This is a genomic window from Limnohabitans sp. (assembly GCF_038134685.1).
Classification (GTDB): Bacteria; Pseudomonadota; Gammaproteobacteria; order Burkholderiales; family Burkholderiaceae_C; genus Limnohabitans_A.
In genome coordinates, this window is record NZ_JAYPVP010000017.1 from 24,211 (window position 1) to 42,539 (window position 18,329).

General features: G+C 60.5%; 16 protein-coding genes. 6 read left to right on the forward strand and 10 right to left on the reverse strand.

From position 1 onward, the window contains the following. The first annotated feature begins 9 nt into the window (after positions 1 to 9). From AAFM15_RS08485 to AAFM15_RS08495, 3 genes are all read left to right on the forward strand, one after another. Positions 10 to 1,047, forward strand: coding sequence for a TRAP transporter substrate-binding protein (locus tag AAFM15_RS08485; protein WP_341686281.1), 1,038 nt, complete (start codon positions 10 to 12; stop codon positions 1,045 to 1,047). Positions 1,048 to 1,108: 61 nt separating this feature from the next. Then, complete coding sequence (locus AAFM15_RS08490; RefSeq protein WP_341686282.1) at positions 1,109 to 1,609, forward strand: TRAP transporter small permease; 501 nt, start codon at positions 1,109 to 1,111, stop codon at positions 1,607 to 1,609. Continuing rightward, positions 1,606 to 2,937, forward strand: coding sequence for a TRAP transporter large permease (locus AAFM15_RS08495; protein ID WP_341686283.1), 1,332 nt, complete (start codon positions 1,606 to 1,608; stop codon positions 2,935 to 2,937). The genes AAFM15_RS08490 and AAFM15_RS08495 overlap by 4 nt, the downstream gene beginning before the upstream one ends. Before the next feature lie 9 nt (positions 2,938 to 2,946). Here AAFM15_RS08495 and AAFM15_RS08500 read toward each other — a convergent pair whose 3' ends face one another. The 10 genes from AAFM15_RS08500 to AAFM15_RS08545 form a co-directional block, all read right to left on the reverse strand. After that, positions 2,947 to 3,831, reverse strand: a complete 885-nt coding sequence (locus tag AAFM15_RS08500; RefSeq protein ID WP_341686284.1) for a 2-dehydropantoate 2-reductase — start codon at positions 3,829 to 3,831, stop codon at positions 2,947 to 2,949. Between the two features lie 11 nt (positions 3,832 to 3,842). Continuing rightward, entirely contained in the window at positions 3,843 to 4,688 is an 846-nt protein-coding gene (locus AAFM15_RS08505) for an SIS domain-containing protein (RefSeq protein ID WP_341686285.1), read from the reverse strand. Positions 4,689 to 4,728: 40 nt separating this feature from the next. Then, on the reverse strand, positions 4,729 to 6,192 hold the full coding sequence (gene zwf / locus AAFM15_RS08510) for a glucose-6-phosphate dehydrogenase (RefSeq protein WP_341686286.1): 1,464 nt from the start codon (positions 6,190 to 6,192) through the stop codon (positions 4,729 to 4,731). Positions 6,193 to 6,296: 104 nt separating this feature from the next. Beyond that, positions 6,297 to 8,066 carry an alpha-glucosidase gene (locus tag AAFM15_RS08515; protein WP_341686287.1) on the reverse strand — a complete coding sequence of 590 codons (1,770 nt, stop codon included), beginning with the start codon at positions 8,064 to 8,066 and terminating at the stop codon, positions 6,297 to 6,299. Between the two features lie 23 nt (positions 8,067 to 8,089). After that, on the reverse strand, positions 8,090 to 9,226 hold the full coding sequence (locus tag AAFM15_RS08520) for a sn-glycerol-3-phosphate ABC transporter ATP-binding protein UgpC (RefSeq protein ID WP_341686288.1): 1,137 nt from the start codon (positions 9,224 to 9,226) through the stop codon (positions 8,090 to 8,092). A gap of 23 nt (positions 9,227 to 9,249) precedes the next feature. Then, positions 9,250 to 10,890, reverse strand: coding sequence for an alpha-glucosidase family protein (locus tag AAFM15_RS08525; RefSeq protein ID WP_341686289.1), 1,641 nt, complete (start codon positions 10,888 to 10,890; stop codon positions 9,250 to 9,252). A gap of 19 nt (positions 10,891 to 10,909) precedes the next feature. Continuing rightward, positions 10,910 to 11,746: a carbohydrate ABC transporter permease gene (locus AAFM15_RS08530; protein ID WP_341686290.1), complete on the reverse strand. Its 837-nt coding sequence runs from the start codon at positions 11,744 to 11,746 to the stop codon at positions 10,910 to 10,912. A 4-nt stretch (positions 11,747 to 11,750) separates the two neighbouring features. Further along, positions 11,751 to 12,659, reverse strand: coding sequence for a sugar ABC transporter permease (locus AAFM15_RS08535; RefSeq protein ID WP_341686291.1), 909 nt, complete (start codon positions 12,657 to 12,659; stop codon positions 11,751 to 11,753). Between the two features lie 72 nt (positions 12,660 to 12,731). Continuing rightward, positions 12,732 to 13,997 (reverse strand): ABC transporter substrate-binding protein, encoded by a 1,266-nt coding sequence (locus AAFM15_RS08540; protein WP_341686292.1) that lies wholly within the window; start codon positions 13,995 to 13,997, stop codon positions 12,732 to 12,734. A gap of 187 nt (positions 13,998 to 14,184) precedes the next feature. Further along, the gene (locus AAFM15_RS08545) at positions 14,185 to 15,219 is read right to left on the reverse strand and encodes a LacI family DNA-binding transcriptional regulator (RefSeq protein ID WP_341686293.1); all 1,035 of its coding nucleotides are present in this window, start codon (positions 15,217 to 15,219) and stop codon (positions 14,185 to 14,187) included. 136 nt (positions 15,220 to 15,355) lie between these two features. On the opposite strand from AAFM15_RS08545, the gene tal reads away from it, so the two are divergent. The 3 genes from tal to AAFM15_RS08560 are packed head-to-tail and all read left to right on the forward strand — an operon-like array spanning position 15,356 to position 18,286. After that, positions 15,356 to 16,303, forward strand: coding sequence for a transaldolase (gene tal, locus AAFM15_RS08550; RefSeq protein ID WP_341686294.1), 948 nt, complete (start codon positions 15,356 to 15,358; stop codon positions 16,301 to 16,303). Positions 16,304 to 16,306: 3 nt separating this feature from the next. Further along, on the forward strand, positions 16,307 to 17,839 hold the full coding sequence (gene pgi, locus AAFM15_RS08555; protein ID WP_341686295.1) for a glucose-6-phosphate isomerase: 1,533 nt from the start codon (positions 16,307 to 16,309) through the stop codon (positions 17,837 to 17,839). 54 nt (positions 17,840 to 17,893) lie between these two features. After that, positions 17,894 to 18,286 carry a hypothetical protein gene (locus AAFM15_RS08560; protein WP_341686296.1) on the forward strand — a complete coding sequence of 131 codons (393 nt, stop codon included), beginning with the start codon at positions 17,894 to 17,896 and terminating at the stop codon, positions 18,284 to 18,286. Positions 18,287 to 18,329: the final 43 nt, after the last annotated feature.

Genomic DNA, 18,329 nt, shown 5'->3' on the forward strand with positions numbered 1-18,329 from the left:
GAGACAGTGATGGCTTTGAAAGTACGGATGGTTCAGGTCGCTGCGGCGGCATTGACGTTGGCTGGTGTGGCTTCGGCCCAGGCCCAGGAGGTGGTGCTCAAGCTGCACCACATGTGGCCCACCGTGGCCATGGGCCACAAGCGTGTGGTCGAGCCTTGGTGCGAAGCGATTGCCAAGGATTCGGGCAACAAGATGCGTTGCCAGATTTTGCCGGCCATGACCGGTGGTGGCTCGCCGGCGCAGCTGGTGGACCGCGTCAAGGATGGCGTGGACGATGTGGTGCTGACGCTGCCCGGTTACACCCCGGGGCGCTTCCCGATCATGGAAGCGTTTGAGCTGCCTTTCATGACCAACAATGCCGAAGTGGCTTCTGCCGCGGCCTGGGACTTCTATCAGAAGTACGCCACCAAGGAATTTACCGATACCAAGATCCTGGCCACCTGGGTGCATGACCCCGGTTTCGTGAGCACCTCGGGCAAGCAGATTGCCAAGATGGCCGATTTCCGTGGCCTGAAGATTCGTGCGGCCAGCCGTCAGTCGACCAAACTGTTGTCTCGCCTGGGGGCCACGCCAGTCGGCATGCCGATTCCGGCAGTGGCCGACGCCATGACCAAGGGTACGATCGACGGCTTCCTGACGGCGTGGGAAATCATTCCTTCCTTCAAGCTGCAGGAGGTGAGCAAGTTCCACACCGAGATCGACGACAACCGTCCCTCCATGTTCACCGCAGGCTTTGTGTTTGCCATGAACCAGGCCAAGTACGACAGTCTGCCCGCTGACCTGAAAAAGGTGATCGACAAGCACAGCGGTGGCGGCCTCTCGCGTACCATTGGCCGTTATTGGGACGAAGCCACTGCCGTGGGCCAGAAAGCGGCCAAGGACCGTGGCAACACCTTCATCAAGGTCAGTGCCGAAGAGACCGATCGCTGGATCAAGGCCTCGGCACCTTTGTATGACGAGTGGGTAGCTGACATGGACAAGCGCGGCCTGCCGGGCAAGCAAATGCTGCAGGACGCGCGTGATCTGATCAAGAAACACAGCAAGTAATTTGTCGTGTCCTCATGGCCCCGCCTGCAAGGGTGGGGCCATTGTTTTGCAGGAGTGATGCATGCGTGATGTGCTCAGGCGTTTGGGGCCTTTGTGTGCGGTGTTCGGTTCGCTGGGGGCGGCCGTGGCACTGCTGGTGGCTGTCTTGATGGTGGCCAGCGTGGTCATGCGCGCACTGTGGGATCAGCCGATTGCCGGGGATGTGGAAATGACCCAGATGGGCATTGCCCTCGGGATCTCCTTGTGTCTGCCCTACGCGCAGGTGCAGCGGGCCAACATCATTGTGGATTTCTTCACTCAGAAAGCGTCGCCAGGCACGCAGCGCGTGCTCGATGCTTTCGGTCAGTTCTTTCTGGCGCTGGTGTATGCCTTGCTGGCATGGCGGACCAGTGCAGGTGCACTGTCCGTGCGGGAAGCGGGCGAGACGACCATGATCATCAGCTTGCCCATGTGGTGGGCGTATGCCTCTTTGGCGCCCGGACTGGCGCTGGCTGCCGTGATCGCGGTGCTGCAGGGCTTGATCGGCCTGACTTCGAAAGATGCACAGGAGGTGCAGGCATGAGCGCAATGGGTCCCCAGCTGGGTGTGATGATGTTTGTGTCCATGCTGGTGTTGATGGCGCTGCGTGTGCCGATTGCAGCAGCCATGTTTGTGCCGGGTGTCGCAGGCTATTGGTTGTTGACGGATTCGATGAACACCATCAACTTCCTCAAGGGCAGCGCGGTGGCGCGACTGACGGTGTATGAGTTGAGCGTGATTCCCTTGTTTTTGTTGATGGGGCAGTTCGCCTCGCAAGGCGGCTTGAGCCGCGATCTGTTTCGCGCTGCAGCGGCCTTGATTGGTCATGTGCGCGGCGGGTTGGCCATGGCCTCGGTCTTGTCTGCCGGGGCGTTTGGCGCGGTCTGTGGCTCCTCGGTGGCGACTTCGGCCACCATCACGCAGGTGGCCTATCCACAGATGCGGGGTCTGGGTTACGGGGGGCGCTTGTCTACGGCTGCCTTGGCCAGTGGCGGAACCTTGGGGATTCTGATTCCGCCTTCGGTGCCTTTGGTGGTGTATGCGATTTTGACCGAGCAGAACATTGCCAAGCTGTTTGCAGCGGCCATGGTGCCCGGCCTGCTGGCCATGCTGGGTTATGTGATGGTGGTGGGGCTGTATGCACGCGCCAGGCCCGATCAGGCGCCCTTGATGGATCGTTTGCCCTGGCGCGAGCGTGGCCAGGCTTTGTGGTCCATCTGGCCCATCAGCCTGATTTTCGTGATTGTCTTTGGTGGCATTTACGGCGGTGTGTTTTCGCCGACAGAGGGCGCTGGTGTTGGTGCTTTCCTGACGCTGGTGGCCGGGTTGTCCAAGCGGGAGCTGAAGATGCCGGGCATTCGTGCTTCGCTGGTCTCTACGGCCGAGACCACGGGCATGGTGTTCATGATTTTTCTGGGTGCCGACATGATGAATGCCACCCTGGCGCTGACCGAAATGCCCAAGCATGTGGCCGAATGGGTGGCTGCTTTGCCCATACCGGATTTGAGCATTGTGGGCGCTGTTCTGCTGCTCTATATCCTGCTGGGCTGTGTGATGGACGAGCTGTCCATGCTGTTGCTGACGCTGCCGGTGATTTTTCCGGCGGTCATGGGGCTGGATTTGTGGGGTTTGAATTACGAGTCCAAGGCGTTGTGGTTTGGCATCTTGCTGTTGATGACGGTGAGCTTTGGCTTGATTGCGCCACCGATCGGGCTGAACGTGTATGTGGTCAACAGCCTGGCCAAGGACGTGCCGATGAGCGAGACCTACAAAGGCCTGGTGCCTTTCCTGGCCTGGGATGCGCTGCGCATGCTGGCCTTGCTGTTTTTCCCGATCATCAGCCTGGGGCTGGTGAGGGTGTTTTTCAGTTGACCTGTAGGGTCAAGGCTGCAAGGCCTTGACCAGGGTCTGCAGCGCCGCATTGACCGGCGTGGATACGCCCAGCTGCTGGCCTTGCCGCACGATGAAGCCATTGAGATGGTCAATCTCGGTGGCTTTGTTTTTTTGCAGGTCTTGCGCGGTCGATGAATACTGGCCCTGCATGGTGCGGGCAATGTTTTCGATCATGGGCCACAGCGGGGCGTCCAGTCTCACGCCTGCTGCGTGTGCCACGGCGATGCATTCGTCATGGGCGCTTCGCATGAGCTGCCACATGCCCGGTTGCTGCACCAGCTCGCCATAGGGGCGTTGGGTGATGGCGCTGGCAGCGTTGTAGGTGCAGTTGATGATGAGCTTGGTCCACAAGGCGCCTTGCACATTGTTCGAGACCGTGCTGGGAATGGCTGCTTGGCTGAGCAGCTCTGCGAGTTGTTCACTGCGAGCATGTTGACCCAGCACCAGATCGCCGCGGCCGAAGTGCTGCACATGGCCGGGACCGGCCATGGCGGTGGCCACGTAAACCACTGTGGCAATCACGTCCTGGCCGAGCACGGCTTGCAAACGCTGTGCGTTGTCCACGCCGTTTTGCAGGCTGAGCACGGTGGCGTCTTTGCGCAGGTAGGCCTTCATTTGAGCGCCTGCGCTTTCGGTGTCGGAGGACTTGACGCAAAACAGCACCAGCTCGGCATCTTTGAGCGCAGCCACATCGCTGTTGGCGTTCAGGGTAATGTGCTCGTCAGACGTGGCGGTTTGCAGGCGAAGGCCGTGCGCGGCAATGGCCTGCACATGCGACGGGCGGGCAATGAGGGTGACGGTGTGGCCCGCACGCGCCAGCAGGCCGCCGTAGTAGCAGCCCACGGCACCGGCGCCCATGACGGCGATATGCATGGCGGCTGACCTCAGGTGTAACGCTTGTTGCGCAGGTTGTTTTTCATGTCGCGCAGCAGGGGTTGCAGGGTCTCACCCAGACGCAGGGCCACGGTGGTGGCCAGGATGTCGATGATCAGCAAGTGCAGCAGGCGCGAGACCATGGGGCTGTATTTGTCATAGCCCTCCGGGTGGTCGGCGGTGAGGTGGATGTTGCCAGCGCTGGCCAGGGGCGAGCCGCTGGCAGTGATCACAATGGTGGTGGCGCCGCGCTTTTTGGCAATGTCGCAGGCGTCCATCAGGTCGCGGGTACGGCCCGAGTTGGAAATGATGACCACGCAGTCACCGGGCTGCAGCATGGAGGCGCTCATGACCTGCATGTGCCCGTCGCTGTAGGCAATGGCGTGCACACCCAGGCGGAAAAACTTGTGCTGCGCATCCTGCGCCACGATGCCGGAGTTGCCCACACCATAAAACTCGATGCGGCGGCCGGTTTTTTGCGTGTCGGCCAGGGCCTGTGCAGCGTGCTCCAGCGCGAAGGAGCTGGCGTCGTTGCGGTACTTGAGGAAAGCCGCCACGGTGTTGTCAATGACCTTGACGGCAATGTCGCTGGTCTTGTCGTCCACATCGACACTGCGGTGAATGAAGGGTACGCCTTCGCTCACGCTGCCCGCGAGTTTGAGTTTGAAGTCGGACAGGCCGTCATAGCCCATGCTGCGGCAAAAACGGACCACGGTGGGCTTGCTGACGTGGGCGCGATCGGCCAGCTCGGTCACAGGCAAGTTGGCAAACGCGCGCGGGTCGGCCAGTACCAGTTTGCCCACGCGCTGTTCAGCTGGGGCCAGAGAGGGTAGTGATGCCTTGATGCGGTCGAGCATGCCGGTCTCCAGAAATATTCAGCTCATTGTAGGAGCGGTCTCAGCTTTCCTCGCTCCAGCAAAAGCCGTCACGGGCGATCATGGCGCTCGATGCGCTGGGCCCCCAGGTGCCTGCAGCATAGGGGCGTGGGCCCACTGGATCGGCAGCCCAGTGCTGCAGGATGGGTTCGACCCAACGCCAGGCTTCTTCCTGCTCATCACTGCGTACAAAAAGGTTGAGGCGACCGTCGAGCACGTCGAGCAGCAGGCGCTCGTAGGCGCCCACGCGCTCGCTGCCAAAGCGGCTGTCAAAGTCCAGATCCAGATGGACCGGCGTCAGGCTTTGGTTGCCGCTGCCGGCGCCGCGCTTGCTTTGGCCGGTGGCAAACAGGTGCAGCTCCAGACCATCTTTCGGTTGCAGGTGAATGACCAGTTTGTTGACCTGGCCAGCAGGGCTCTGGAAGATCTGGTGCGGGGTTTGACGGAAGTTGATTTCGATATGCGCCTCGCGCGAGGCCATGCGTTTGCCGGTGCGGATGTAAAACGGCACGCCGGCCCAGCGCCAGTTGGCAATTTCGGTGCGCAGTGCGACAAAGGTTTCGGTGTTGCTCGCAGGGTCGACGCCTTGCTCATCCCGGTAAGCGGGTACGGCGTGACCATCCACATTGCCGGCTCCATACTGGCCGCGGATCACGTGTTGGCTCAGTGTTTCGGGGGTCCAGCGCTTGAGGGCGCGCAGCACCTTGAGCTTTTCGTCACGGATGGCGTCAGCATGGGCGTTGATGGGCGGCTCCATCGCAATCGCGCACAGCAGTTGCAGCGCGTGGTTTTGCACCATGTCGCGCATCGCACCGGTGCCTTCGTAAAAGCCACCGCGCTTTTCCACGCCCAGCTCTTCGGCCATGGTGATCTGGATGTTGGCGATGTGCTCGCGCCGCCACAGCGGCTCGAACAGCGCGTTGCCAAATCGCAGTGCAAACAGGTTTTGCACCGAGGGCTTGCCCAGGTAGTGGTCGATGCGAAAGATCTGCTGTTCCTTGAAGACCTTGCCCACAGCTGCGTTGATCGCGCGGTTGGACGCCAGGTCGTGGCCCAGCGGCTTTTCGAGCACGATGCGTGTTTTGGCGGTGTTCAGGCCACTGGCGGCGAGTTGCTCGCACACCGTGGTGAACAGGCTCGGCGCGGTGGACAGGTACATGACCACGCTGTCAGTCTGGCGCTCGGCCAGACGGGCTTTGAGACCGGCGTAGTCTTCGGGCTTGGACAGGTCCATACGCACATAGCACAGCAGGGCGGCAAAGCGGGCGAACTCTTCGTTGTTGGGGCGCTTGTCACCATCGACCTGTGCGAACTTGGCCTGGATGTTGTCGCGGTACTGCTGGTCGCTCAGGTCATCGCGGCCCACGCCGATGATGCGCCCGCCCTCAGGCAAAGTGCCATGACGGAAGGCCTGGAACAGGGCGGGCATGAGTTTGCGCCAGACCAGATCGCCGGTGCCGCCAAAGAAAACGAGATCGAATGCCATGTTGGTTATTGGGTTACATGAAACAACAGGAATGTAATGTAACTTTGTTTCATGTTTTTGGCAAGCAGGGTTACATCACCGGTGCGAAAAATTGCAGAGGCCCTTCAGGCGAGTGAAACGATCAAGGCTTCCCAGGGCTGCAACTGCAGAGTGTTCAGGGCAATGGCGGCGTCGCCGTGGTGGCGCTCGTCGGCCAAGCCGCGTCGCGCTGGCCCATTGCCCAGCAGCAGTTGGGCTGGCCTCGTGACCAGGTCGTGCGGCAGGTCTACGGCATGGATGGCATCGCTCCAGTTGCTGAGGATCAGCCAGCGTTGGTTCTGCCATTGCCGAAGGACGACGTCAATGTGGCGGTGCTCGGGCAGCAACAGGGTGGTCTGGCCCAGCGCCAGAATGGGGTGCTGCTGGCGCAGGGCGATCAGGCGGCGGTAGTGGTGGAACACCGAGTCGGGGTCTTGCGCTGCAGTGTGTGCATTGACCTCGGGCCAGTTGGCGTTGAGCTGAAGCCAGGGCGTGCCGCTGGTAAATCCGGCCTGAGGCGCATCAGCGCGCCAGGGCATGGGTGTGCGGGCGTTGTCGCGGCCTTTGGCGTGGATGCTGCGCAGCACTTGCGCGGGGTCTTCACCGCGCTCGATGACGGCGGTGCGCCAGTAGTTGCGGATTTCGATGTCCTGGTAATCGTCCACGCTGGCGAAGGCAACGTTGGTCATGCCCAGTTCTTCGCCCTGGTACACATACGGTGTGCCCTGAAAACCATGCAGCCAGGTGCCCAGCATCTTGGCGCTGGCCACGCGGTGCGCGGGGCTGTCGTTGCCAAAACGCGAAACGGGGCGGGGCTGGTCGTGGTTGCTCAGGTACAGGCTGTTCCAGCCTTGCCCATCTAGGGCGTCTTGCCAGCGCTGCATGGTGCGCTTCATGTCGCGCAAGTCCAGGGGTTTGAGCGCCCATTTGCCGCTCACATGGCCACCAACGCTGTCCAGATCCATGTGCTCGAACTGGAACAGCATGTTCAGTGCGCCGGCTGTCGGGTGGGTGAGTGCGCGGCCTTCTTCAACAGTGGCCAGCGGCGCTTCGCCCACGGTGATGCAGCCGGGGTAGTGGTCCAGCACGTCGCGTCGCATTTCGGCCAGAAATTCGTGCAGGCGCGGGCCGTTACAACTCAGGGCAAAGCCCGGCTGCAAAAAGCCTGGGCGCACCACAGGCGCGTCCGGCAGGCTGCCGTCTTCGCGCCAGGGCTTGCTGATCATGTTGATCACGTCCATGCGAAAGCCGTCCACGCCGCGATCGAGCCAGAAGCGCATGATGTCGTAGACCTCAGAGCGCAGGCGGGGGTTTTCCCAGTTCAGGTCCGGCTGTTTGCGGCTGAACATGTGCAGGTAGTACTCGCCAGTGGCCTCGTTCCACTCCCAGACCGAGCCATTGAAGGCGGCTTCCCAGTTCGTTGGAGGCTGACGATGGCCATCGTCACCGATGCGCGGCTCGCGCCAGATGTAGTGGTCGTGATAGGGGTTGTCGCGGCTGCTTCGGGCCTGCTGGAACCAGGCGTGTTCGTCAGAGCTGTGGTTGACCACCAGGTCCATCATCAGCCGGATGCCGCGCGCATGCATGGCCGCGATCATGGCGTCAAAGTCGGCCAGGGTGCCGAACTCGGGTGCGATGGCGCGGTAGTCGCTGATGTCGTAGCCGTTGTCGTCTTGCGGCGATGCGTAGATCGGCGAGAGCCAGACCACGTTGACGCCCAAAGCCTGCAAATGGTCCAGCTTGGCGGTGATGCCGGGCAGGTCACCTATGCCGTCACCATTGCTGTCGCAAAAGCTGCGGGGGTAGATCTGGTAGACAACCGCAGTGCGAAAGTCGATCGGCAGGCGCTTGGACATGGTGCAGGCTCAGGCAGGCAGGGTCATGCAGGCAGCTCGGGTGTGCGGTGACAGGCGTCGCCTTCGGCGTCGAACACGTGCAGGCTCTCGGTTGGGCACTGTACATGCACCGTTTCGCCAGTGCGCTGGGCGGTGGTGCCCTCCACCTTGACGGTGACCAGTTGCGTGGACGCAGGGGTGTTCAAGTACAGCAACGAGGCTTCGCCGAGCTTTTCGATGTGTTCAATGTGGCCACTGAGCACATTGGCCCCTGGACCAGCGGCCAGACGCATGTCTTCGGGGCGGATGCCGACCGACACGCTGGCTCCGGCAGCCAGGCGCGTGGCGTTCACAGCGGCTTCAAAAGGCGTGCCGTGGACACGCAGCTGACTGGTCATGGCATTGGCTTGTTCCAGTGTGCCTTCCAGGATGTTCATCTTGGGCGAGCCAATGAATTCGGCCACAAACAGGCTGGCCGGGCGGTGGTAGAGGGTGAGCGGCGAGCCGACCTGGGCAATCGAGCCTTTGGTCTGCACATCTTCACCAGCGCGCAGCAGCACGATCTTGTCGGCCAGGGTCATGGCTTCGACCTGGTCGTGGGTGACGTAGATCATGCTGGCGGTGCCAATGCGGTGGTGCAGCTTGGCGATTTCGAGGCGGGTTTGCACGCGCAGGGCCGCGTCGAGGTTGGACAGCGGCTCGTCAAACAGGAACACACGCGGTTCCTTGACGATCGCGCGCCCAATGGCCACACGCTGGCGTTGGCCGCCCGACAAAGCCTTGGGCAGGCGGTCGAGCAGGTGGGTGAGCTGCAAAATCTCGGCGGCTTCGCGCACCTTTTTGTCGATGTCTGCTGCATTGGCACCAAACACTTTGAGACCAAAGCCCATGTTCTCGCGCACCGTCATGTGCGGGTAGAGCGCGTAGCTCTGGAACACCATGGCCACGCCACGTCGTGCAGGAGCCAAGTCATTGACACGTTCGCCGCCGATCGACAGGTCGCCGCTGCTGATGTCCTCCAGGCCAGCCACCATGCGTAGCAAGGTGGATTTGCCGCAACCCGAGGGGCCAACGAAAACGCAGAACTCACCGTCTTCGATGGTGAGGTTGGCGTTGTGGATGGTCAGCGGCAGGCCCTCAGCGTAGCGCTTGCAGACGTTTTTGAATTCAATGCGGGACATGGTGTGTTCCTCGGATGTGGGCGTCAGGCCTGCAGATGCAGACCGCCCCAGGGTTCAAAGTGCAGGGCGCTGCCCTGGTGTTGGCCGCCAGCCAAGCCGCTGCCGCTCAAGGTATGGGCTTGTTGCCAGCTTGCAGGCAGTTCGATAAGGGCAGGTGCATCGCTGAAATTGAAAGCGCACAGCACGCGCTGGCCTTGGTGTTCACGTTCGAACACCAGCACCTGCGGGTGGCTGGGCCAGACGGTCATGCTGCCGTGGATCAGCGCGGGTTGCTGTTTGCGCCAGGCCAGCAACTGGGTGAAGTAGCCCAGCAGGCTGCCGGGTTGGCCCGCTTGCTGATCCACTGCAAGGGCCCGGTGGGCGGCATCCAGCGGTAGCCAGGTGCGTGCAGCGTCCGAAAAACCGGCGTGTGGTGCATCGCCCTGCCAAGGCATGGGCGTGCGGCACCCGTCACGGCCTTTGTATTCGGGCCACATGGTGATGCCGTAGGGGTCTTGCAGGTCTTCAAAAGCGACGTTGGCTTCGGGCAGGCCGAGCTCTTCGCCTTGGTACAGGCACACCGTGCCACGCAAGCTGACCTGGAAGGCGGCGGCCAGGCGCAGCAGGCGGGGATCGGGCTGCGCGCCGCCCCAGCGTGTCGCCGAGCGCACGCAGTCGTGGTTGGAGAGGGCCCAGCAGGGCCAGCCGTCACCCACCACTTCTGTAAAGCGTTGCAGTACGCCTTGCAAGAAGGGAGCGCTGTGCGGCTCGCCCAGCAGGTCAAAGCAATAAGCCATGTGCAGCTTGTCGCCACCGCTGGTGTATTCGGCCACGCGGGCCAGGCCGTCGTCGTCGCCAATTTCGCCGACCATGGTGGTGTCGGGGTATTGGTCGAGCAGCGCACGCAGCTTTTGCAAAAAGGGCAGGTTCTCGGGGCGACTCTTGTCGAAGTGGTGCCACTGCCAAGCGTAGGGGTTGAAGGGGTTGACGGCCGGGTCCGGGTTGTCGCGCGGGGGCTCGCCACGCGGGGGGTTGTCGCGCAACTGCTGGTCGTGGAAATAGAAGTTGGCGGTGTCCAGGCGGTAGCCGTCCACGCCCAGGTCCAGCCAGAACTTGACCGAGTCCAACAGGGCCTGCTGCACCTCGGGGTTGTGGAAGTTCAGGTCGGGCTGGCTGGTGAGGAAGTTGTGCATGTAGTACTGGCAGCGACGTGTGTCCCATTGCCAGGCGCTTCCGCCAAAAATGCTCAGCCAGTTGTTGGGCGGGTTGCCGTCACTCTTGGCGTCAGCCCAGATGTACCAGTCGGCCTTGGGGTTGTCGCGGCTGGCGCGGCTTTCCACAAACCAGGGGTGCTGGTCGCTGCTGTGCGAGAGCACTTGGTCAATCATGACTTTCAGGCCCAGTGCGTGGGCGCGCTCAACCAGGGCTTTGAAGTCGGCCAGGGTGCCGAACATCGGGTCGACGTCGCAGTAGTCGCTGACGTCGTAGCCAAAGTCCTTCATCGGGCTCTTGAAAAAGGGCGAGAGCCAGATGCCGTCGGCACCAAGTTTGGCAATGTGCTCCAGCCGGGCGGTGATGCCGGGCAGGTCGCCGATGCCATCAGCATTGCTGTCCTGGTAGGAGCGTGGATAAATTTGGTAGATGACGCCGCCGCGCCACCAGTTGTTGTTGGGTGCTTTGTTCATGAGGGTTCTTGGATGAGACTCAGCCTTTGACCGCGCCAGCAGTCAGGCCCGAAACGATTTTTTTCTGGAAGACCAGCACGAGCGCGATCAGTGGCAGCGTCACCAGCACGGAGGCGGCCATGATGTTGCCCCAGGGGATGTCGTATTTGCTGGCGCCTGAGATGAGCGAAATGGACACAGGCACAGTGCGCTCGTTGTTGTCGAGCACAAAGGTCAGCGCAAAGAGAAATTCGTTCCAGGCTGCGATGAAGGCCAACAGGCCAGTGGACACCAGAGCGGGCCACAGCAAGGGCATGAACACGTCCTTGATGATGCGCCAGGGGCTGCAACCATCCATGATGGCGGCCTCTTCCAGCTCTTTGGGCAGTTGCTTCATGAAGGTGGTCAGCACCCACACCGTGAAGGGCAGGGTGAAGATCATGTAGGGCAGCACCAGGCCCAGGGCCTTGTTGTAAATGCCCAAAAACCGGATGAGTTCGAACATGCCTGCCAGCACCGCCACCTGCGGGAACATGGACACCGACAGCACCGTGGTCAGCAGCAGGCCACGACCCTTGAATTGGATGCGACCGAGCGCATAGGCAGCAGTGACGCCGATGAACAGCGAAATCACCACCACGAGAACGGACACCAGGATGGAGTTGAAGATGTGTCTGCCAAAGGGTTGCTCGGCCAGGGTGAACAAGGAGATGTAGTTGTCCAGTGACCAGGAGGACGGCCAGAGCGTGGGCTCGAACAAGGCGCCGCCGCTTTTGAACGAGGTGGTCACTGCGTACAGAAACGGGTAGACAGAGAGCAGCACCACTACTGTGGCTGCCAGGTAGAGGGCAATGCGCCCAAACAATGGGGTTTTCATGGAGTCAGTCCTCCGCCATCTTCATGCGGCCAAGCTTGATGTAGGCCACGGTGCACAGGCCGATGATCAAAAACAGTGCAGTGGAAGCCGCAGAGCCGTAGCCCATGTAGCCGTTGTCCACCATTTCGCGGCGCACAAAGCCGGACATGGAAATCGTGCTGTTGTTGTTGGAGGTCAGCACATAGATCAGGTCAAACACGCGCAGCGCGTCGAGCAGGCGGAAGATCACCGCCACCATGAGCGCGGGCTTGATCAGGGGCAAGGTCACTTTCCAGAACACGCGCAGAGGGTGCACACCGTCGACCTTGGCGGCTTCGTAGCAGTCCTTGGGCAGGGTTTGCAGGGCGGCCAGGATCAGCAGCGCCATGAAAGGGGTGGTTTTCCAGACGTCGACAGTGACCACGGTCCACAGCGCAAAGTCAGGGTCGGCGGTCCAGGCGAGTTTTTCGGCCAGCAGGCCCCAGTCCACCAGCCACTGGTTGATCACGCCAAACTGGTCGTGCAGCATCCAGCCCCACATCTTTGCGGAGACGATGGTCGGGATGGCCCAAGGGACCAGCACGGCAGCGCGCACCCAGGCGCGGCCTTTGAATTCCTGGTTGAGCAGCATGGCCACGCCAAGCCCCATCAGGGTTTCGATGGTGACCGAGACGACGGAAAACTTGAGCGTGTTGACGATGGCTGTGCCCCAGTCGCTGGACCAGAAGCCATCGGTGTAATTGGGGTTGGCAAACAGCCCGTATTCGCCAAAGTAGTTTTCGAAGCCGATGAATTTGGCAGCGTCGAGGTTGTTGATGTTGGCATCCGTGAAGCTGAACCAGATGGTGCGTCCCAGCGGCCACAGGGCCACCAGCAACAGCACGATCAGCATGGGGGCCAGAAACAGCCAGGCGGTTCGGGTCTTGTTGTTCATGGAGCGTATGTTTCAAAGGAAAAAGCCGGCTGCAAGCGAATGGCCCGCAGCCGGCCGGTGGGCTCAGTCAGATTACCAGGCGTTGCGCTTGATCTGCTTGAGTTTGCCTTCCAGTTTCTTCAGGCTGTCTTCAGCGCTGGCTTTGCCGGAGAGCACGTCAGAGGTGGCGTTCCAGAAGGCGGCGCTGACCTCGGGGTACTTCAGGCCTGTGGCCGTTGCAGGACGGGGCACGGCGCTGGTGAACACGTTGTAGAGGCTGCCAAAGAAGGGGTTTGCGGCCAGCACGTCCTTGTCCTGGTAGAGCGAGGCGATGGTGGGGTTGTAGGAACCCTGGATCGCGCGCATTTTCTGCACTTCGGGGCTGGTCATGTACATGACCAGGGAAGCTGCGGCTTCGGGGTTCTTGGAGTACTTGGATACCGCCAGCTGCCAGCCGCCCAGGGTGGCAGCGTTTTGGCCATCAGCACCGCCTTTGGGCAGGGCAGACACGCCGATCTTGCCGGCGATCTTGCTGTCCTTGCCGTTGCCCAGCGACCAGGCGTAGGGCCAGTTGCGCATGAAGGCGGCGTTGCCGTTCTGGAACACGCCACGGGCTTCTTCTTCAGCGTAGTTCAGCACGCCTTGAGGAGCGATGGTGCCAATCCAGGAAGCAGCTGTTTTGAGGGCCTTGACGGCGCCAGGGTTGTTGATGGTGATCTCGCCCTTGTCGTTGACGATGTTGCCGCCCTTGTAGGAGTGGATCCACTCGACGGCGTCACAGGTCAGGCCTTCGTAGGCCTTGGCCTGGAAAACGAAGCCCTGGAAGTCCTTGTTGCCAGCGGCGCGTTCACCGTCCTGGATTTTCTTGGCGGTGGCTGCCAGCTCTTCCCAGGTGGTGGGGGCTTTGGCACCGTATTTTTCAACCAGGTCCTTGCGGTAGAACAGCAGGCCGGCATCGGTGAACCAGGGCATGGCCAGCAGCTTGCCGTCCACGGTGTTGTTGGCCACGATGGCGGGGAAGTGGTTCTTCTCAGCGCCTTTACTGTAGGGCTTGAGGTCGATCAGGTGATCCTTGATGACGCCAGGCCAGACCACGTCGACGTTGACCACGTCCAGGTCAGCGGACTTGGCTGCAAACATCTGGCGGAACAGGGCCAGGATGTCGGTGGTGCTGTTGGGTATGGTGAAGAGCTTGACCTCGTGGCCGGTTTTGGCGGCCCACTCGGAGGTGGTCTTCTTGCAGAACTCGAAGTCCTGGCCCACGGAACCGCAGGAAATGGTGATGGTGGCGGCTTGGGCGCTGGCCAAAGCCAATGGGGCCAGAGCGGCCAAAGCAATTGTTTTGAGCTTGAATTTCATGGGATGTGTCTCCATCGTTAACGGGTTGGGAACAGCCGTGATGATTTGGCTGTAAGCGTATTTTGACTGTTTTGCAAACGATTGCAATTTGGGGTTTACCCGTAATTTTGTTCCGTTCAAAATTACCTATTCAGGTAAATTAATTACAGGTGCGGCAGCGTTGTGTACGTGCGGCTGAGGCAGGCGGTCAGGCGTTGGTTAAAGCGGTACTGCTTTCGCGGATGCTCAATGTGGTGGGCAGCATCACGGACTGTACGTCCTCATGGTTCAAGCGTTTCAGCAACAGTTCGACCATGATGTGGCCTGCTTGCTCGGTAGGTTGTCGAACAGATGTCAGTGTTGGGTGTAGATAGGAGGACATTTGGACATCGTCATAGCCAACGACGCGAATATCTTCGGGCACCGACAGTTGCTTTTCCTTCAGTGCAGCAATCAGGGAATGGGCTGCAACGTCACTGGTGGCCAGGATGCCGTCGAAGTGAACGCCGTGTTCGAGCCAATCACTCAGCGTTTGACGCATGGCCTGATCGCCAAATGTGATGGGTTTGTACAAGCGTGGGTCGGCTTGGAGGCCCGCGAGGACATGGGCTTGCAGATACCCTTGATAGCGAAGCATCACCTCGGGATGTTGCACATCACCCAGAAACGCCAATTCACGACAACCTTGCTCCACAAGATGGCTGGTTGCCAGCAAGCCGCCCAGGTAGTTGTCCCCACCGACGACAGGGTAGTGACTATCGGGAAGCTTAGCTCCCCAGACCACCATGGGGACGTGTTGGTCATGGAGCTCGTTAAGGGTTTCATGCCGCGTAAGCTGGCCAATGATGAGCAGGCCGGAAACTTGTCCTGTAGCGTAGAGTTGAGCGATGTCAGGCTCTCGTTCGGGCGTGATACGCTGAAGTAGCAAATTGAGTCCCTTGACGTCGAGCGCATCTGCAATGTGACCGATCAGGCTCAAAATGAAAGGATCTGAAATGGATTGCAGGCTTTGTCCGAGCACGATGACGCCTACGTTGCGAATGGCACCTTTTCGGAGGTTGGCGGCACCGATATTGACCTGGTAGTTCATTCGCCGGGCTAGGTCGCCGATTCGCTCTTTTGTCTCGGCATTGACAAGCGAGCTCCCGCTCAGTGCCCTTGAAACAGTTGATGCTGATACCCCAGCCATTCGGGCAATATCTGCCATTTGCAGTCGGGTGGGCTTGCTGGTGATGCGGCTCATTTTCGTGATTATGGAGCGAAACAATCGTTTGCAAAACCAAAGGAGGCGTTCGTCAAATTAGCGAGTTACTTGAATATGAAATTGTCATGTAACTTTGTTTCAAAGATAATCCAGACACTTTTTCCCAAGCACTCTCATGAACCAACTCGAAGCCCTCAAAACACACACCACGGTGGTTGCCGACACTGGCGACTTTTTGCAACTGGCGCAGTTCAAGCCGCAGGATGCGACAACCAACCCGTCGCTTATTCTCAAAGCGGTTCAAAAGCCAGAATACGCGCCGCTGCTGAGCGAGACGGTGGCTGCGCACAAGGGGCAAGCGCTGGATGTGGTTATGGACCATTTGCTGGTGCGTTTTGGCCAGGAAATCCTCAAACACGTGCCGGGCCGTGTGTCCACAGAGGTGGATGCGCGTTTGAGTTTTGACACCGCCGCAACGGTGGCGCGTGCGCGCCGCATCATGGCGCTGTACGAAGCGCAAGGCATCGGGCGCGATCGGGTTTTGATCAAGATTGCCTCCACCTGGGAAGGTATTCAGGCCGCAGCGGAGCTGGAAAAGGAAGGCATCCGCTGCAACCTGACTTTGCTGTTCGCTTTTTGCCAGGCGGTGGCTTGCGGTCAGGCGGGCGTGCAACTCATCTCGCCTTTTGTGGGCCGCATTTACGACTGGTACAAAAAATCTGCAGGGGCGAATTGGGTGGAAGCTGACAACGCTGGCGCCAACGATCCCGGTGTGAAGTCGGTCACGGCCATTTACAACCACTACAAAAAGCACGGTATCCGCACCGAAGTGATGGGCGCGTCTTTCCGTAACGTGAGTCAGATCACCGCGCTGGCCGGTTGCGATTTGCTCACCATCAGCCCCGATTTGCTGGCCCAGCTGGCCGCTACAGAGGCACCGTTGCCTCAAGCGCTCAATGCCGATGTGGCCAAGACAATGGATCTGCCTGCTGTGTCTTTCGATGAAGCCTCGTTCCGCCTGGCCCTGAACGAAGACGCCATGGCCACTGAAAAACTGGCTGAAGGCATTCGCGCTTTCTGTGCGGATGCTCTCAAGCTTGAAGCTCTGATGCTAAAGGCCTGAGTCATGCGATGTGACCACACCCCAATCTGGACAGCCTTGCAAACCCATGCGCAGGGGTTCGGTGACTTTGATCTGCGCGAGGCTTTCAAGTTTGACGTACAGCGTGCAAGTCGCTTGAGCCAAAGCGCACCGTACCTGTTTGCAGACCTGTCAAAAAACCATACCGATGAGGCGACCGAGGCCTTGCTGCTGACGCTGGCCGAGCAGACGGGTTTGGCCGAACACCGCGATGCGATGTTCAGGGGTGAGCCCATCAACAACACCGAAGGCAGGGGTGTGATGCACTGGCTCTTGCGCCAACCCGCCGGGAGCCTGCAAGGCAAGCTGACCGCGCCATTGGCGCAGGTGCACGAGACGCTGAACGCCATGCTGGCGTATGCCGAGCAGGTGCGTGCCGACGACGCGATCACCGATGTGGTGAACATCGGCATCGGCGGCTCCGACCTGGGGCCGCAAATGGCGGTGCTGGCGCTGCAGGATTTTGTGCTGCCGGGCAAGCGCTTTCACTTTGTGTCCAACGTGGACGGGCATGAGCTGGCGGCGGTGCTGAAAAACCTGAAAGCGCAAAACACCCTGTTCCTCATCGCGTCCAAAACCTTCACCACCATCGAAACCATGACCAACGCCCGCTCGGCGCTGGCCTGGTTCAATGCGCAGGGCGGACAAGACGTGGCACGCCACTTTGCCGCGCTGACCACCAATGTCGAAGCCGCTGCGCAATTCGGCATCAGCACCACCTTCGGTTTTTGGGATTGGGTCGGCGGTCGCTACTCCATGTGGTCAGCCATTGGTCTGCCGGTGGCGATTGCGATTGGCGCACAAGGCTTCAAGGACTTGCTGGCAGGTGCGCACGACATGGACCAGCACTTTCAGAGCGCGCCGCTGGACAGCAATTTGCCGGTGCGGCTGGGTTTGCTGGACGTCTGGTACCGCAACTTTCTGGGCTACACCAGCCGTTCCATTGCTCCCTACCACAGCGCGCTGCGCCGTGTGCCTGCGTATCTGCAGCAGCTGGAGATGGAGAGCAATGGCAAGCGCGTGGACCGCAATGGCCAGGCGCTGCCCTATGGCACCTCGCCCGTGTTGTGGGGCGAGCCGGGCACCAACGGCCAGCACGCCTACTTCCAGATGCTGCACCAGGGCACCGATGTGGTGCCGCTGGAGTTCATTGCGGTCAAAAAGCCGACGCACGCTTTGGCCGATCACCACGAGTTGTTGCTGGCCAACGTGATCGCGCAGGCGCAGGCGCTGATGCTGGGCAAGAGCGACGAAGGTGGCCACAAGCACTTCACCGGTAATCGGCCCAGCACCTTTGTGCTGCTCGACGAACTGACCCCCGCCAGTTTGGGGGCGCTGATCGCCTTGCAAGAGCACCGCGTGTTCGTCAGCGGCGCAGTCTGGGGCATCAACAGCTTTGACCAGTGGGGTGTGGAGTTGGGCAAGGTGCTGGCCAAAGACATCCACGCACGCATCCTCTCGGGTGACGTGTCGGGGCTGGATGCTTCGAGTGCCGAGTTGCTTCGCCGCATTCGTTAAGGGGTTTACCGCCCAGCCAAGTCGGGCGTTTCAACCTTGGCTTATGATTTGGTCATGCGTCAATTTGTCCTTTGCTTCCTGCTGTGCCTGATGCCCCTGCGGCTGTGGGCAGGTGTCTGGATGCCCATGGCACAAAGCGCTTCGCACCATCCTGCGGGTTCGGTGCAACTCGCGCAAGCCCATTCGGCCCACGATTGCCACGAGGCCGTGGTTGAAACCATGCATCACCAGGCCCACGGGCAGGCTGCCGAGTTCGAAAGTGCTCTTCAAAACGCCGACTGTCACGATGGCAGTTGTTTGCTGTGCAGCGTTTGTCACCAAAGTGCAAGTCTTGCGGTGTGGCCTTTGATGCTGCCGGTGACGCAAGTGCAAGCATGGCCTGTTGGTGCCTTATGGATGCACGTCGCTCACACGCCTGCGCCCCTCACCAAACCCCCCATTTCCTGAACCTCACGCCACAGGTGCGTCCGCTTGCCGCCCGGGTGGGCGG

Bases quoted from the DNA above. Each gene is read 5' to 3' on its own strand.
- pgi (WP_341686295.1), top strand. From the start codon at position 16,307: ATGCGATGTGACCACACCCCAATCTGGACAGCCTTGCAAACCCATGCG.
- AAFM15_RS08485 (WP_341686281.1), top strand. From the start codon at position 10: ATGGCTTTGAAAGTACGGATGGTTCAGGTCGCTGCGGCGGCATTGACG.
- AAFM15_RS08540 (WP_341686292.1), bottom strand. From the start codon at position 13,997: ATGAAATTCAAGCTCAAAACAATTGCTTTGGCCGCTCTGGCCCCATTG.
- AAFM15_RS08535 (WP_341686291.1), bottom strand. From the start codon at position 12,659: ATGAACAACAAGACCCGAACCGCCTGGCTGTTTCTGGCCCCCATGCTG.
- tal (WP_341686294.1), top strand. From the start codon at position 15,356: ATGAACCAACTCGAAGCCCTCAAAACACACACCACGGTGGTTGCCGAC.
- AAFM15_RS08505 (WP_341686285.1), bottom strand. From the start codon at position 4,688: ATGCTCGACCGCATCAAGGCATCACTACCCTCTCTGGCCCCAGCTGAA.
- AAFM15_RS08500 (WP_341686284.1), bottom strand. From the start codon at position 3,831: ATGCATATCGCCGTCATGGGCGCCGGTGCCGTGGGCTGCTACTACGGC.
- AAFM15_RS08530 (WP_341686290.1), bottom strand. From the start codon at position 11,746: ATGAAAACCCCATTGTTTGGGCGCATTGCCCTCTACCTGGCAGCCACA.
- AAFM15_RS08560 (WP_341686296.1), top strand. From the start codon at position 17,894: ATGCGTCAATTTGTCCTTTGCTTCCTGCTGTGCCTGATGCCCCTGCGG.
- AAFM15_RS08520 (WP_341686288.1), bottom strand. From the start codon at position 9,226: ATGTCCCGCATTGAATTCAAAAACGTCTGCAAGCGCTACGCTGAGGGC.
- zwf (WP_341686286.1), bottom strand. From the start codon at position 6,192: ATGGCATTCGATCTCGTTTTCTTTGGCGGCACCGGCGATCTGGTCTGG.
- AAFM15_RS08525 (WP_341686289.1), bottom strand. From the start codon at position 10,890: ATGAACAAAGCACCCAACAACAACTGGTGGCGCGGCGGCGTCATCTAC.
- AAFM15_RS08515 (WP_341686287.1), bottom strand. From the start codon at position 8,066: ATGTCCAAGCGCCTGCCGATCGACTTTCGCACTGCGGTTGTCTACCAG.
- AAFM15_RS08495 (WP_341686283.1), top strand. From the start codon at position 1,606: ATGAGCGCAATGGGTCCCCAGCTGGGTGTGATGATGTTTGTGTCCATG.
- AAFM15_RS08490 (WP_341686282.1), top strand. From the start codon at position 1,109: ATGCGTGATGTGCTCAGGCGTTTGGGGCCTTTGTGTGCGGTGTTCGGT.
- AAFM15_RS08545 (WP_341686293.1), bottom strand. From the start codon at position 15,219: ATGAGCCGCATCACCAGCAAGCCCACCCGACTGCAAATGGCAGATATT.